This window comes from Mycobacterium angelicum, from assembly GCF_002086155.1.
GTDB lineage: Bacteria > Actinomycetota > Actinomycetes > Mycobacteriales > Mycobacteriaceae > Mycobacterium > Mycobacterium angelicum.
Genome location: NZ_MVHE01000006.1, coordinates 141410 through 157256, shown reverse-complemented (window position 1 = coordinate 157256; position 15847 = coordinate 141410). Strand labels below are relative to the sequence as shown.

The following is a 15847-nucleotide window of genomic DNA, read 5'->3' as shown; positions in this document are numbered from 1 at the left end:
CCCACGATCACTGCCCGCTGAGCGTAAGTGTCCCTTCGGTCTTGAGCACGCGGTTAGCCGTAATCCGCTCAGCCTTGCGAGCATCGCGCTCGATGTAACGCTGCTTGGATTCTTCGAATTTGTCGCAGGATTCCTCGAGCTCCTTGATCAACAGGGCCAGGTCGTCGCGCATCCACGCCCCTTCGCCCGTGAAGTCTTCACGTTCGAAGATCCGCCAGTTTTTCAGCACCGGCATGACCACTTCTTCGAGATGGATCCGCGGGTCGTAGACGCCGCCGACGGCGATGATCACGGCCTTGCGGCGGAACTCCGGCACGGTGAAGCCGGGCATCTTGAAGTTACGCAAGATCCGGTGCACCGACTTGATCGCCTGGTTAGGGGCGATGTCCAGCCCGGCGGCGCTGACATCGCGGTAGAAGATCATGTGCAGGTTTTCGTCGTGTGAGACCCTGGCCATCAACTGCTCCGCGATCGGGTCGTTACTGACTTTGCCGGTGTTGCGGTGCGAGACGCGGGTTGCCAGCTCCTGGAAAGAGACGTACATCACCGAGTCGAAGATGCTTTCAGCAAACATATCGCCCTGGCGGTTCTGCCCCGGGCTGAAACCTCTCGTCATTTGCTCCATACGGAGCTTCTCCAGCGCTACCGGATCGACCGCGCGCGTCACCACCAGATAGTCACGCAGCGCCGTGCTGTGCCGGTTCTCCTCGGCCGTCCACCGGTTGACCCATTGTCCCCATGGACCGTCCATGCTGAAGTTCATCGCGATCTCACGGTGATACGACGGTAAGTTATCTTCAGTCAACAAGTTTTGCACCATTGCCACCAGTGCGACATCGGAAAGCCGGCTCTGCTCGGGCGCCCAGTCCTGGCCATCAAGGGCGTAGAAGTTCTTGCCGTCCGACCACGGAACGTAATCGTGCGGGTTCCACTCTTTGAACATCGACATGTGGCGGTTGATCAGCTTCTCCACTACAGGCTCAAGTTCATGCAGTAGCTGTAGGTTGCTCATTTCTTTTGACATAACGTCTCCCAGCTATGTGTGTCATAGAGTAACAGTGAATATATCTGTAAACCTCGGTTACATCAAGTCGGACACGCCGGGACGAGCGATCGTGTTGAGGTCGGCGTTGTGGCGCGGATGCAGCAGGTTGCACCGGCGGTGCGGTCAGCAGGCGTCCGTCACGCTGGTGCTGCCACACTTCGTCGCACGGGTGCTCAATGCCGATGTTCCCAGCCGCGTAAGCGCCTAGCTCGAGCGCCGATCGCGGCGGGTCGCCTGGTATGAAGCGATGACACCGAAAGTCGCCAGGACGGTGAACACCGCGTAGAGCCAACGAGCCTCTGCCACTTCACCGCCGGTGGCGGTGTTGACCACCACACCGGCCAGTCCGGCTCCGAACGCCGCGGAGATCACCTGCACGGTGTTGATCGCCGCGGCCGCCGCGCCGCTCTCTGCCGGGTCGTCGACGGACTCCATCGCTCGCGCGGACAAGTGCGGCCAAGTCATCCCGATACCGGTTCCCGCGATCAGCAATGCCAATGTCCAAACCACCACGCTCCCCAGCGGTGCGTTGGCGCGCTGGCTCATTGCGCCGAGTGCCAGACCGCATGCCATTACCAGCGGCGCGGCCAAGATGACCCGCCCAATGACCCGTGAGCTGCTCAACGATGCGCTGACGATTTCGCTGACCGTCCAGCCGATCGCCACCGACGCGCCCAGGAATCCGGCCACCAGCGGACTCAAATTTCCCAACCGCTGACCGAACAACGGTACGTAGGTGTCGATCATCACCGCCATCATCTGCACGGCCATCGTCAGATAGATCCATCGCAGCGGGCCGGAGCCAAACACGCTGGGCGGCAACACCGCTGCGCCACTGCGGCGATCGACGACCACAAACGTCGCGACCAGCAGCAGGGCGACAACAAGCAACCCACCGATCACCAGGGCGTTGTGCGGGAGCTGCGCGGCGCTTATCGCCAGCGCCGCCGCACCGACCAGCAGCAACGACCACACCGGCACCCGGAACGCGCGAGCCTTGGGCGCCGGGTCCGCCTGCTGGTCCGGTGCACCACCGTTGGTGGCCAGCACCATCGGAACCAAGATGGCCATCAGCGCCGTCAGTATGGTCATGGCCCCAAACGCCCACCGCCACAGGCCGAATTCGGCGAACAGGCCACCCATCGCGGGTCCGATCACCGTGGCCACTCCCCACATCGCCGATACCAGCGCGGAGGCCCGCGTCCACAGCGCTCGCGGCAGCGTCGAGTTGATGAGCGCGTATCCCAGGCCGGCCAGCAGTCCGCCGGCGACTCCTTGCAGAGTGCGTCCCGCGATCAGCACCTGCATGCTCGGGGCTGCGGCACACACCAGGCTGGCGACCCCGAACACGGCCAGTCCCAGCAGAAACGACGAGCGCGCCCCAAGGCGCTGCAGTACCGAGTTGACGGTGGTCGCCGCGACCACGGATCCAACCAGATACAGCGTGACCACCCACGCGTACAGCCGGTCGCCGCCGATCTCGGCGATGGTGCTCGGCAGCAGGCTGATGGTCAGAAACTCGTTGGTGGCGTACATCGCGACACCACCGGCCAGCACCGTAGCGGTGCCCAGGTAACCGCCCAGCAGCTCGCGCCAGCTGCCGGTCCCGCTCGCCGTTTCCGTCACTTCAGGCCGGCGGCGTCCATTCCGCGCAGTTCCTTTTTGAGGTCGGCGATCTCATCGCGGAACCGGGCGGCCAACTCGAACTGCAGGTCGCGCGCCGCGGCCATCATCTGCGCGGTGAGGTCCTTGATCAGGTCGGCCAGCTCGGCGCGCGGCATGTTGGAGGTGTCGCGGCCCTCGATCACCCCGGCGCTGACCGCGCGGCCGGGCTCGCCCTGTGCGCGCCGGCCGCGGGAGACGCTGCGCCCCGATCCCATTTCGACGGTTTCGGTGTCGTCGGCCTCGCGGTAAACCTGGTCGAGGATGTCGGCGATCTTCTTGCGCAGCGGCTGCGGGTCGATGCCGTTGGCCTCGTTGTAGGCGATCTGCTTTGCCCGCCGCCGTTCGGTCTCGTCGATGGCTTCCTTCATCGAATCGGTGATCTTGTCGGCGTACATGTGCACTTCACCCGAAACGTTGCGGGCCGCACGGCCGATGGTCTGGATCAGGCTGCGCGTCGAGCGCAGGAAGCCTTCCTTGTCCGCGTCGAGGATTGACACCAGCGAAACCTCGGGCAGGTCCAGTCCTTCCCGGAGCAGGTTGATGCCGACCAGCACGTCGTACTCCCCGAGCCGGAGCTGGCGCAGCAACTCCACCCGCCGCAGTGTGTCGACCTCGGAATGCAAGTAGCGCACCCGGATGCCCATCTCCAGCAGGTAATCGGTGAGGTCTTCGGCCATCTTCTTGGTCAGCGTCGTCACCAGCACCCGCTGGTCGGCATCGGTGCGTTTGCGGATCTCGCCGATCAGGTCGTCGATCTGCCCCTTGGTTGGCTTGACCACCACCTTCGGATCCACCAGACCGGTCGGGCGGATGACCTGTTCGACGAACTCGCCACCGGTCTGGCTGAGTTCGTACGGTCCCGGGGTGGCCGACAGATACACCGTCTGCCCGATCCGGTCGGCGAACTCCTCCCAGGTCAACGGTCGATTGTCGACCGCCGACGGCAGGCGGAAGCCGTACTCGACGAGGTTGCGCTTCCGCGACATGTCGCCCTCATACATGCCGCCAATCTGCGGCACCGTCACATGCGACTCGTCGATGACCAGCAGAAAGTCCTCCGGGAAGTAGTCCAGCAGGGTTGCCGGAGGCGAGCCCGCGCCGCGACCGTCGATGTGCCTCGAATAGTTCTCGATGCCGGAACAGAACCCGACCTGGCGCATCATCTCGATGTCGTAGTTGGTGCGCATCCGCAGCCGTTGGGCTTCCAGCAACTTGCCCTGGTTCTCGAATTCGGCGAGCCGCTCGGCGAGTTCCTCCTCGATGGTGGAGATGGCGTGCGCCATGCGCTCCGGACCGGCCACGTAGTGGGTGGCAGGGAAGATACGCAGCGAGTCGACCTGCCTGATCACGTCGCCGGTAAGCGGGTGCAGGTAATACAGCGCCTCGATCTCGTCGCCGAAGAACTCGATGCGAACCGCCAGCTCTTCGTAGGAGGGAATGATCTCCACGGTGTCCCCGCGCACCCGGAACGAACCGCGCGTGAAGGACAGGTCGTTGCGGGTGTACTGGACGTCGACCAGCAGCCGCAGTAGCCCATCGCGCGGCACCTCGGTACCGACCCTTAGTTCGACGGATCGGTCCAGGTAGGACTGCGGGGTTCCCAGGCCGTAGATGCAGGACACCGAGGCCACCACCACGACGTCGCGACGGGACAGCAGCGACGAGGTCGCCGAGTGCCGCAGCCGCTCCACGTCGTCGTTGATGGAGCTGTCCTTCTCGATGTAGGTGTCGGTCTGCGCGATGTAGGCTTCCGGCTGGTAGTAGTCGTAGTACGAGACGAAGTACTCAACTGCGTTGTGCGGCAACATCTCTCGCAGCTCATTGGCCAGCTGAGCGGCCAGCGTCTTGTTGGGCGCCATGACCAGGGTGGGCCGCTGCAGCCGTTCGATGAGCCACGCGGTGGTCGCCGACTTCCCGGTGCCGGTGGCGCCCAGCAGCACCACGTCGCGCTCCCCCGCCTTGATTCGCCGCTCCAGCTCCTCGATGGCGGCAGGCTGGTCACCGGCAGGGTCGTGCTGGCTGACCACGTCGAAGTGGCCGCCGGTGCGCACCAGCCCCTCCACGTCCTCTGCGGCTGGGCGGTATTCCGAATGCGCGATTACTGGGTGCTCGGTGGCGAAGGCCATACCAAACAGGGTAGAACCACTCACCGACAGCCCTTCCTGCCGCGAGCGTGCGCAGAATGCCATTCTCACCGGCGTGTCCCCGTACAGACATGCACGCTCGCGGGAAGAGGCTAGTGGTGACGGGTCCAGGTCCGGGTCACCGGATCGCATTCGATCAGGTAGCCGTCGCTGGATGTGGCCATGGCGAAGACGGGGATGTCCGGTCGATCGCATGAGCTACCGGCGGCGTGCACACCCGTCGTGATCGGGGCCTTGGCCCAGGCGTTGCCCTCGCACACCACCTGTTCGTTGCTGGTCTGGTCGTAGCCGAGTTTGTCCACGTCGCTGCATACGCCGCCGAGTACCGGCGGCGACGGCTTGGCCGGTGCCGCCGGGGCGCTCACCAGTTGGGCGGGGTCGGCCAAGGCCAGGCCCGGGGGTATGTCCCCCACCCGAGTCGCCACCACGGGTACCCGCAGCACCGACCCCTGCGCCCCACACTCATTGCTGCGCACGGTTTCGGTTTCGACGCCGCGCAGCCTGCCGTCGGGCTGCGGCGCCAGCGACCAGGACACCGCTTCCTCCTGGGTGGCCCGCACCGGTCCGTTCTGCTGACGGCAGCCCACCCGCTCCTGCTGTGGGGCACCTTGCCAATAGCCGGCGACGAACCGCAGCACGTCGGTCTGGCCACCGTCGGCCGTGCTGATCACCTGATGGTTCGCGTCGTCCAGCTGGACACCGGTGGCCGCGCACCCGTTGCTGGTGCACACGGAATGAAAGGCCCACCAGTTGGTGTCGACGCCGTCGTGGCGGATGGGAGTGCCGTTGGTGGTCCGCTTGGAGCGGTTGTAGTCCAGCCGGTAGGTGCCGTCGAGCACTCGCGCGGGAGTTGCCGCCACCGGGGTGGGAGCCGCCGGGGCGGCCGGGCTGGCGGCCAGCGCCGGCTTGGGCTGGACGACGGGGTCGGCCTGGAATGAGTACAGGATCGACCACGTCGCGGCCACGGCTATCAGCACGGCGCAAACCAGCGCGGCCGCCGCCTGAGTCCGTGGCGAAAACTTGTGGTTCAGACCGGCAAACAGCGTTCGCCGGCCGGCCCGCGGACCCGTGCCGGTGACGGTTGAGCCCTGGGCCATGCGCTCACCCACGGCCGCGGAAAACCCGCGACACCGCTCAAACCGGTCCTGCGGTCTCTTGGCCAGGGCTTTGCAGAACACGTCGTCGAGGTGCGCCAGCTCCGGACGGTAGTCACTGATCCGCGGCGGCTCGTCATGCAGATGCTGGCTGATGACGGCGACCGGGTTGGGGTTGCAAAACGGCGGCATACCGGTTAGCAGGTGGAAAGCCGTTGCGGCCAAGGCATATTGGTCTGCTCGGCCGTCGATGTTGGAGCCGGCCAGCTGTTCGGGTGCCGCATACGCGACGGTGCCCACCGCCACGTTGGTCTGGGTGATTCCGCTGATGTCGCCGAGGTGGCGGGCAACACCGAAGTCCGCCAACAGGATTCGTCGCTCGTCTGCATGCGAATGGCCGTCGACGTGGGCGAGCAGAATGTTGGCGGGCTTGACGTCGCGGTGCAGCAGGCCGCGATCGTGCGCGTAATCGAGTGCTCCGGCAACGGCATCGAGGATGGCAGACATCTCCTCGGCCGGCATGCCCTCGGGGTAGCGTTCCCGCACCAGCCGGGCGGCGTCGGTACCTTCCACGTAGTCCATGGAAATCCAGAGCTGGCCGTTGAATTCGCCGCGATCGTGTACTCCGACTATGTGTGGATGCCACAGCGTGGCGGCCAGATCGGCTTCCCGGTTGAACCTTTCGCGAAACTCTCGATCCGCGGTGATCGCCTGGGCCAGTACCTTGATCACGTCACGGCGCGGCAAGCGCGGATGCAGAGCCAGATAAACCTCGGCCATTCCGCCCGCACCCAGCGGCCGCAAGATGGTGTAGCCCGCGAAGGGCGCACCGCAGGCCATCGACCCGGGCCCGGAATTGACCTCGTCCGTGTGCAATTCGGCCGCACCCCCCGCGGGCGGGGGCGACCTGACCTCGCGGACGCGGTGCAGGAAGAGCGCGACGGTGGCCGACGGCAGCGATTGAAAGCCCGCGCGCAGCGCATCGAGACGCCGGGTACCGCCCCTGCGCTCGTCCATACGCCGCTACCCTCCCAGTACCTACCTCCATGTCGAATCATGCCGGAAGATTCAGTGCCGCTGGGCCGTTGCCGGCTATGAAGCAGCTATGAGTGATTCATTGGAAACAAAGCTGCTTCACAGCTGGGACAAATCTGCTCGCGTGACAGTGATCTAGTGACTCGATCAGCCCTGCCCGCGTTGACGATTCGGCACGAGGGGTCCCGACGTTCCTTCGCCGCGGGCTACGAGGTGGTGGTCGGTCGTGACCTGCAGGCCGACCTGCGCATCCCGGATCCGCGCATATCCCGCGCGCATTTGATCCTGCGTTTCGATCAGGGCCGTTGGCTGGCGATCGACAACGGCTCGCTGAACGGTACTTACGTCAACGGCTATCGCATGCCGGTGGTGGACATCCACGACGGCCAGAGCATCAACGTCGGAAATCCCGCCGGACCGCGTCTGACCTTCGAGATCGGGCCGCAGCAGGCCAACACCAACCGGCCGCCGCAAGGCAGATCGCTGGACAGCGGACCGCCAACCCTGGCCTGGACTACCGCCCCGGTGCCCACGCCGCCCCCGCCGAAGGCCACGCCCCGCGGCCGCAGACCCTCCCCGCGGCGCTCGCCGATGCCACCGCGGCCCAATCGCCGCGCGCTCGACGACCGCACCACGGTCAACGTCGCACCGCCCCCGGCCGAGTTCACGGTGATCGACGCCAAAACGGGCGACGTGTCTCATCTCGCGACCAGGATGGTCAATCTGCTCTCGCCGCGACCCTCCGCGCCGGTGAAGACGACCGGTTCCGTCACCATCGGCCGGGCCGACGAAAACGACATCGTCATCCCCGACGTGCTGGCCTCCCGTCAGCACGCGACGCTGCGGCCCACACCGATCGGCACCGAGATCCGCGACCGCAGCGTCAACGGAACGTTCGTCAACGGAACCCGGATCGGGTCGGCGATCCTGGCCGAGGGCGACGTCGTCACCATCGGGAATATCGACCTGGAGTTCTCTAACGGCACCCTGGTCCGGCGTTCCGAAAGCCCAACTCGCACCGGCGGTTTGGAAGTTCGCGGGGTCAAATACACCGTCGACAACGGTAAGCAACTCCTCGACGACATCTCGCTGGTCGCCCGCCCCGGCACATTGACGGCCGTCATCGGTGGCTCGGGCGCTGGAAAAAGCACCCTGGCCCGGCTGATCGCCGGCTACGCCCGGCCCAGTTCCGGCTCGGTCACCTTCGAGGGCCATGACATCCACGCCGAGTATGCGTCGCTGCGCAGCCGGATCGGCATGGTCCCGCAAGACGACGTGGTGCACCGCCAGCTGACGGTGAACCAGGCGCTGGGCTATGCCGCCGAGCTACGTTTGCCACCCGACACCAGCAAATCCGACCGCGCTGCCGTCGTCACCCGGGTGCTGGGGGAATTGGAACTGACCAAGCACGCCGACACTCGCGTGGACAGACTCTCCGGCGGGCAGCGCAAACGGGCCTCGGTGGCGCTGGAATTGCTCACCGGCCCGTCACTGCTGATCCTCGACGAACCCACGTCCGGGCTGGACCCGGCACTGGATCACCAGGTCATGACGATGCTGCGCCAGTTGGCCGACGCCGGGCGCGTGGTGATCGTGGTGACGCACATGCTGTCCTACCTGGATATCTGTGATCAGCTGCTGCTGGTTGCCCCCGGCGGTAAGACGGCGTACTGCGGGCCGCCGGACGGAATCGGCACGGCGATGGGAACGACCAACTGGGCCAAGATCTTCAACCAGGTGGGTGCCGATCCCGACGAGGCCAACCGGCGCTTCCGGTCGCAGCACCAGGCGCAGCAGCCGTCGGCGCCGCCCGACACCGCGCCGGCCGCACTCGGCAAGCCGATACATACCAGCGTGCGGCGCCAGATCTCGACCATCGCGCGCCGGCAGGTTCGGCTGGTCGTGGCCGACCGCGCCTACTTCGTGTTCCTGGCTGTGCTGCCGTTCATCTTGGGTGCGCTATCGCTGACCGTTCCCGGCACGAATGGCTTCCGGGCCGTCGCCGAACACAGCGGTACCCCCGACGAAGCCGCGCAAATACTGAACCTGCTGCTGCTCGCCGCGGCATTCATGGGCACCGCGCTGACCATCCGCGACCTCGTGGGCGAACGCGCGGTGTTCCAGCGCGAGCAAGCCGTAGGGCTGTCGACCACCGCCTACCTGCTGGCCAAGACGGGTGTGTTCTGCCTGTTCGCGATCCTGCAATCGGCGATCATCACCGCCATCGTGGTGGTCGGTAAGGGTGCGCCGACGCGCGGGCCCGCGGTCCTCGGCCACGGCACCGCCGGAGCCATCGGAGAACTGTTCGCCACCGTCGCGGCGACCTGCATAGCCTCGGCGATTCTCGGGCTGGCCATCTCGGCGCTGGTCCGCTCCAGCGAGCAGATCATGCCGCTGTTCGTGGTGTCGATCATGGCGCAACTGGTGCTGTGCGGCGGCATGGTCCCGGTGACCGGAAGGCTGGTGCTCGACCAACTCTCCTTCGCCATGCCGGCGCGGTGGGGGTATGCGGCGGCCGCGTCGACGGTCGATATCCGGCACCTGATCCCCGGTTCGCTGGTCAGCCAGGACCGGTTCTGGCGGCACACCTCGAAGGTGTGGCTTTTCGACATGGGCATGTTGGCGGCGTTGTCGGTGATCTACACCGTCTTCGTGCGGTGGAAGATTCGGTTACGCCGCTAAGGTGAGGGCATCCATCCACCGAAGCACGAGACGTTCGACCTGCTAGCCCGCACGAACACCGACCCGAAGGGCGTGGTGCGGGCCGTTGACGAGTACGCGGTGCACCCGTGGGGGCTGTATCTGGCCCGGCCCACTCCCGGGCGGGTGCAGTTCCATTACCTCGAGTCATGGCTGCTGCCGTCGTTGGGCTTGCGCGCCACCGTGTTTCACTTCAACCCCGGCCATGAACGCGACCACGACTATTACCTCGACATCGGCGAATACACGCCGGGCGGGGCGGTCTGGCGCTCCGAAGACCACTACCTCGACATCGAAGTGCGCACCGGCCGCGGAGCCGAATTGGCTGATGTCGACGAGCTGCTGGACGCGGTGCGCCACGGCTTGTTAGCGCCTGAGACCGCCGAGCTGGCGGTGCGGCGCGCCGCGGCTGCCATCGACGGCTTGGCGCGCAATGGCTACGACTTGCAGACGTGGCTTTGCGCGAACGGCATGCAACTCAATTGGCTTGGGGCGTAGTCGGTTCCGCCGTCAGATGGCGCCGCACGAGTTTGCGCCAACGCCGTTGCCGGTAGCGGTAAATCCCGGTCGCCATAGCCACGACGACGGGGGTGGCTAGGCCGGCGTCGATGTCGACAGTGTCGCTGTAGCGGCACGAGTGGCCGTCGAGGGGTTCGACATGCAGCGTGTGGTTCCACGCCTTGAGGAGGCCGCCGTGTTCCCGGGTGCGGATGGTTCCGCTCGCTTGGTCAACCTCGACAACCTCGATGGTGTGCCGGTAGGCGGGTATCACATGGAATGCGAACAGCCAGCCCGTGCCGCGCTCACCGGCATACAGCGGCTCGGTGCGCCCGGCCAGGGCGGGAAAGCCGAAGAGGCCCTTGCAGACATAGCGGAAGGTGGCCGGGGAAAGCATCGCCGACCACACCCGGTCGGCGGCGGTGGGCAGAATGGTTTCGACGTGAACGGTGCGCACGGACCAAATTTTGCTGAACTTGGCGCCGAATGACTACTCGCTTTTGCCCGGGAGGTCCGCAATCGCACCCACAGATCGATTTCGCCAGCGCAAGCAGCCCAAACAGGAGCGGGCCGCCGAGACCCGACAGCGCATCCTGGATGCGGCGGCTCACGTTTTCGCCGAGCACGGCTATGCGGCGGGAACCACCAACCGCATCGCCGAGCGTGCCGGGGTGTCGATCGGCTCGCTGTACCAATATTTTCCGAACAAGGACGCGGTGCTGCGCGCGCTGATGGACGCCCACGTCGACGCCGGGGTGCGGTTGCTGGGTGAGCGCCTGTCGGCGGGCCTGCCGCCGCGACTCGACGATGCCCTGCGGTTGTTCGTGCGGGCGACCATCGACAACCACCGCGACAATCCGCGACTGCATCGCGTGCTGTTCGAAGAAGCACCGCGGGCGCCGGCGTTTTTGGCGCGGTTGCATGAATTGGAGCGGTTCAGTGTGGCTGCGACTGTCCAGCTACTCGAGCAGCACCCTGAGGCGCCGGCCGGCCGGCTGACCGCTCACATCGTCGTCGCGACGATCGATTCGCTGGTGCACCGGCTCGTCACGTCGGAGGCAGACGTCGACGTGCGACAGGTCGAGGACGAGATCGTCGCCTTGCTCAGCGGCTACCTGCGCCAGACCGGAGCAGCCGACGGCTAGGGCTTCCAGCCGGTGGTGTCGGCCCATTCCCAGGCCCGCCGGTATGCGTCGAGAAACCACGGTTCCTTCGCGGTCACATAGCGCAGCGTGTCCCCGCCACCGCCGGCATCGGCTTTGCGTTTGACGTCGAGGTAGTCGGCGCGAACAGCAGCGTTGGCTTTCAGCCAGTCGACGAACAGCAGGGCGAACTGCTGGTTGGGCCGGCCGTCCACCCGGATGTGCACATTGGTCGGCCGACCTGGATCGGCGGATGCGTGAATCCGCTTGTGCCACAATGCCGGATCGGCACTGTGGTCGTAGCGGTCGACGGTGCTGCGCGCGTCGGCCTTGGGGGTGTCCTGGGTGATGTGCTCCAGGCGCGGGTAGCCGGCGTTCAGCAACGGTTCGACGAGTTCGTCTGCCGTTTCGAGTGATTCGACGGTGACCTGGATGTCGATGACATCCTTGGCGTCGTAATCGGGCACCGCGGTCGAGCCGATGTGGTCCACGCGCAACGCCCGGTGGCCGCACGTCGTCTTCAGCCGGTTGATGATGCGCTGCGCCTGATCCGGCCAACTCGGATCGGCGGCCACCAGCCGCGCCGGCGCACGGGCGATCTGACGTTCGGTCAAGTTGTGCGCGAACGGCATTATCCGGTTGTGCCACACGTCATGCGCCTTGGCCACCAAGTCGCCCGGCTCACCGGAATTGTCCAGCCAGACGTCGGCGACGGCACGCCGCTGCTCATCGTCGGCCTGGGCAGCGATCCTGGCCCGGGCGTCGTCTTCGGCCATGCCACGCATTTCGACCAGCCGTTTCACCCGCAACTCGACGTCGGCATGCACGATGACCACCAGTGGGAACAGCGGCGCCATGCCCGATTCCACCAGTAGCGGAATGTCTTCCACTACAACGGCATCTTCGGAAACCGCCGCGATGATCTCCGCACGCCTGCGGGCCACCAATGGGTGCACGATGCCGTTGAGCTTCTTACGCTCGTCGTCATCGCGAAAAGCCTTGGCGGCCAAGGCCGGCCGATCCAGCGCTCCGTCCGGCAGCAGGATGTCGCGGCCAAAGGCGTCGACCAGTGCGGCCAGCCCTTCGGTGCCCGGCTCGACCACCTCGCGGGCGATGACATCCCCGTCGACGATGATTCCGCCGCAGTCCGAAAACGCTTTGGACAGCGCCGATTTCCCGGCGCCGATCCCACCGGTCAACCCGATGCGCAGCATCCGCTGACAGTATTAGGCGTTGCCGGCGAGCTTTTCCCGCAGCGCGGCCAATTGCGCGTCGCTGGCCAGCGAGCCACCCGCGGCCTTCTCCGACGGCCCACTGCTGGATTGAGTCTGCTCGCCGGCGGCATGCGCCTCGGCCTCGGCCGCGGCGAACTTCTCCATCTGCGTGGTGTGCATCTTGTGCCGGCGCTCGGCCTCGGCGTAGCGGGCTTCCCACTCGTTGCGCTGGGCGTCGAAACCCTCGAGCCATTCGTTGGTCTCGGCGTCGAAGCCTTCGGGGAAGATGTAGTTGCCCTGCTCGTCGTAGCTGTCGGCCATGCCGTACTTCGCCGGGTCGAATTCCTCGGTGTAGTCCTCGTTGGCCTGCTTGAGCGACAACGAAATCCGGCGACGCTCCAGGTCGATGTCGATGACCTTGACCATCGCGTCGTCGCCGACGGCAACCACCTGGTCGGGCACCTCGACGTGGCGCTCGGCGAGCTCGGAGATGTGCACCAGGCCCTCGATGCCCTCCTCGACGCGGACGAACGCGCCGAACGGAACCAGCTTGGTGACCTTTCCGGGCACGATCTGGCCGATGGCGTGGGTGCGGGCGAAGTGGCGCCACGGGTCTTCCTGAGTCGCCTTCAGCGACAACGAAACCCGCTCGCGGTCCATGTCGACGTCGAGCACCTCGACGGTGACCTCGTCGCCCACCTGAACCACCTCGGACGGGTGGTCGATGTGCTTCCAGGACAGCTCGGACACGTGCACCAGACCGTCCACGCCGCCGAGGTCGACGAATGCGCCGAAGTTGACGATCGAGGAGACCACACCCTTGCGGATGGTGCCCTTCTGCAGCTGGTTGAGGAATTCGCTGCGCACCTCCGACTGGGTCTGCTCCAGCCAGGCGCGCCGCGACAGCACCACGTTGTTGCGGTTCTTGTCCAGCTCGATGATCTTGGCCTCGATCTCCTTGCCGATGTACGGCTGCAGATCGCGCACCCGGCGCATCTCGACCAGCGAGGCGGGCAGGAAGCCGCGCAAGCCGATGTCGAGGATCAGGCCACCCTTGACCACCTCGATGACTGTGCCCTTGACGGCCTCGTCCTTCTCTTTGAGCGCCTCGATGGTGCCCCAGGCGCGCTCGTACTGCGCGCGCTTCTTGGAGAGGATGAGCCGGCCCTCTTTGTCCTCTTTGGTGAGGACGAGGGCCTCGACCTCGTCGCCCACGGAAACGACCTCATTGGGGTCGACGTCGTGTTTGATCGAGAGCTCGCGGGCGGGGATGACCCCTTCGGTCTTGTAGCCGATGTCGAGGAGCACCTCGTCCCGGTCCACTTTGACGATGGTGCCTTCGACGATGTCGCCATCGTTGAAGTACTTGATCGTTTTGTCTATTGCGGCGAGAAAGTCCTCGCTGGAGCCTATGTCGTTGACGGCTACTTGGGGCGAGGTGACGGTGGGACTCGGCATTTTGTTGGGTTGCTCCGGACAGGGTTCATCGTAGGGACAAATTGGGGTTTACCTGTCGAGGCTACTCGACGCGACACACGCTGGACAAACTGGTCACTCGCGACCTAGCCAAGGCGCAGTGGTGCTGTTCGGTGATCCTCGGGATTTGGATCGAGTTGCTGATCGGCCGCGGCGAGACCAAGTCGGTCACTTGTTGGCCGCGGGCCGCGCGCCGCTGGCGGAATAAGCCGCAAGTAGCCTGTTCCTGCTGGTAATGAGGACCGGGCATCGCCGCCGCGAACTCAAGTCCGGTAACCGCCTTGCCTGGGTTAACCGACCTGGTCGGCATCGGAGCCTACTTCGGCACGCACAGTCGAACGCCATCGCCCAGGAGGGCTAGGCGCTGTTCGGCTACCCGGGTGCGGTTGTCGTGCATGCGCTGGGACGGGTCTTGGCCGCCAAATCGTGCGGGCATGGTCGTCGCAGTCCCGTTTCCACGACTCGTACACGCCCGGCTGGCGCAGGTCATGGTCGTCGCCGTCGACCCGCGCCCGCAGGTCGGCTTCCAGCTCGGACACTTGGCGGCGCAACGCGGCCACCAGATCCGCTGCGGTCCAACTCACCATGGCGACACCTGCCCCTTATTCGGTCTCACGCGGATGCCCAGGCCCCGCGTGGCGCAGCCATAACGTGTGCTTCTCGACATCGACGAGGTACCAGATCCTTCCGCCGCCGGTCACCTCGTACTGCCACTGCTCCATGTCCACCCCACCATGCGCGGCCGATGCCAGCCGACCCTTGAGCCGGTGATGCCGCGGCGTTGGCGCCGGACTTTCCGGACGGCCGCGCAGCTCATTCCACGCAACCTCGGTGTTCGCTGCGGCTTGCTGGCATAACGACTCCCATCCCTTGACCGCCTCGCTGGTCGCAAACCGCAACTCCCACTGTCCCCGCGCGGCCGGCGGTGCTACGCGATCTCCCCGTTTCGGACTCACTCAGGCGCCGGCACCCTTCCGTAATCGCCGTCGCTCGGCGCGGTCAGGACCGCCGCCAACTCCGGATCGGCGAGCACCTCCGCGGTGTGTCGCCAACTCTCGATCAGCTGAGCCACCGGCGCCGGGTTGTCGATCGAATCCGCGGCGCGCATCGTCGCCACCAATTCGTCGACGAACTCGTCGACCTCCGCGCGCGACAAGAACGCCACCCATGGGAACGCCTCCGGCAACGCCTCGGTCACCAGGTGACGCACCCCGCGGTCGTGCCGCATCATCGCCACGAACAGCCGAGAAGTCGCCGACGACGCCTCCCGCTCCTGGGCCGCCCGCGAGGCGGTAGTCAGGACCAGATCCTCGGCGTCGCGCCGCCGCACCCGCAGGGGCCGTCCCGCCGAACTGCGCAGCCAACGCTCGATGGTCGCCTTGCCCTTCAACTGCAAGTCCGAAAATGACACCTCGTCCATGACATTAAAATTACTTCTAAAGTCGCCCCAGTGTCGAGATCGCTGGTGCGTGTTCGGCTGCGTTGTCATGTGTGCGCCGCCTCCGCGGTACCTCGCCAAAGTAAGAACTGCGCGGGCGAGCCCAGTTGAATCGGCCTACGGTCCACCAGCGCTCCGGTCTGCCCACGCAGTTGGGGTAGCAGCACCCAGACCGGGCGCCGCCGCGGCGCCGACAGGTCGCTGAGCTCGGCGAGGATGTCGAGATGCGTCGAGGCCCTGCTGCTCGTGGGCGAATTGCGACTCGGCGATCTGCACCCAACGGCCGTCCTTCACCGGTTGGGCACCTCCTCGTCGCTCTGGGCCGGATTGCTGTGCCCTAGTATCCGCCGCGACACCGACAATGCAGGCACTTCGGTGTCGCGTGTGCAGAACCGC

12 protein-coding genes are annotated in these 15847 nt (G+C 65.8%); 3 read left to right on the top strand and 9 right to left on the bottom strand.

Annotation, left to right across the window (positions count from 1 at the left end; all coding sequences use genetic code 11):
- Positions 1-7 precede the first annotated feature (7 nt).
- From BST12_RS06795 to BST12_RS06780, 4 genes are all read right to left on the bottom strand, one after another.
- A complete protein-coding gene (locus BST12_RS06795) occupies positions 8-1024 on the bottom strand; it encodes an acyl-ACP desaturase (protein WP_083112333.1) in 1017 nt (338 codons plus the stop codon).
- A gap of 225 nt (positions 1025-1249) precedes the next feature.
- Entirely contained in the window at positions 1250-2671 is a 1422-nt protein-coding gene (locus BST12_RS06790; protein ID WP_083112332.1) for an MFS transporter, read from the bottom strand.
- Positions 2668-4836 carry an excinuclease ABC subunit UvrB gene (gene uvrB, locus BST12_RS06785; RefSeq protein WP_083112331.1) on the bottom strand — a complete coding sequence of 723 codons (2169 nt, stop codon included), beginning with the start codon at positions 4834-4836 and terminating at the stop codon, positions 2668-2670. Before uvrB ends, BST12_RS06790 begins: the two co-directional genes overlap by 4 nt.
- Positions 4837-4946: 110 nt before the next feature.
- A complete protein-coding gene (locus BST12_RS06780) occupies positions 4947-6965 on the bottom strand; it encodes a serine/threonine-protein kinase (RefSeq protein WP_083112330.1) in 2019 nt (672 codons plus the stop codon).
- 156 nt (positions 6966-7121) lie between these two features.
- Here BST12_RS06780 and BST12_RS06775 point away from each other — a divergent pair, with 156 nt between their 5' ends.
- Positions 7122-9665: an FHA domain-containing protein gene (locus BST12_RS06775; RefSeq protein ID WP_083112329.1), complete on the top strand. Its 2544-nt coding sequence runs from the start codon at positions 7122-7124 to the stop codon at positions 9663-9665.
- Positions 9666-9740: 75 nt separating this feature from the next.
- Entirely contained in the window at positions 9741-10181 is a 441-nt protein-coding gene (locus BST12_RS06770; RefSeq protein ID WP_170062070.1) for a ribonuclease FAU-1 family protein, read from the top strand.
- Here the strand turns inward: BST12_RS06770 and BST12_RS06765 are convergent.
- On the bottom strand, positions 10162-10638 hold the full coding sequence (locus BST12_RS06765) for a hypothetical protein (protein WP_083112327.1): 477 nt from the start codon (positions 10636-10638) through the stop codon (positions 10162-10164). The two genes, BST12_RS06770 and BST12_RS06765, sit on opposite strands and share 20 nt — an antisense overlap.
- 19 nt (positions 10639-10657) lie before the next feature.
- Here BST12_RS06765 and BST12_RS06760 point away from each other — a divergent pair, with 19 nt between their 5' ends.
- Entirely contained in the window at positions 10658-11326 is a 669-nt protein-coding gene (locus BST12_RS06760) for a TetR/AcrR family transcriptional regulator (protein WP_245850107.1), read from the top strand.
- Here the strand turns inward: BST12_RS06760 and coaE are convergent.
- The 4 genes from coaE to BST12_RS06735 form a co-directional block, all read right to left on the bottom strand.
- Complete coding sequence (gene coaE, locus BST12_RS06755; protein ID WP_083112325.1) at positions 11323-12537, bottom strand: dephospho-CoA kinase; 1215 nt, start codon at positions 12535-12537, stop codon at positions 11323-11325. The two genes, BST12_RS06760 and coaE, sit on opposite strands and share 4 nt — an antisense overlap.
- A 12-nt stretch (positions 12538-12549) precedes the next feature.
- Positions 12550-13995 (bottom strand): 30S ribosomal protein S1, encoded by a 1446-nt coding sequence (gene rpsA / locus BST12_RS06750; RefSeq protein WP_083112323.1) that lies wholly within the window; start codon positions 13993-13995, stop codon positions 12550-12552.
- A gap of 620 nt (positions 13996-14615) precedes the next feature.
- Positions 14616-14969 (bottom strand): hypothetical protein, encoded by a 354-nt coding sequence (locus tag BST12_RS06740; RefSeq protein ID WP_083112319.1) that lies wholly within the window; start codon positions 14967-14969, stop codon positions 14616-14618.
- Positions 14966-15433 carry a hypothetical protein gene (locus BST12_RS06735; RefSeq protein WP_083112317.1) on the bottom strand — a complete coding sequence of 156 codons (468 nt, stop codon included), beginning with the start codon at positions 15431-15433 and terminating at the stop codon, positions 14966-14968. The genes BST12_RS06740 and BST12_RS06735 overlap by 4 nt, the downstream gene beginning before the upstream one ends.
- Positions 15434-15847 lie beyond the last annotated feature (414 nt).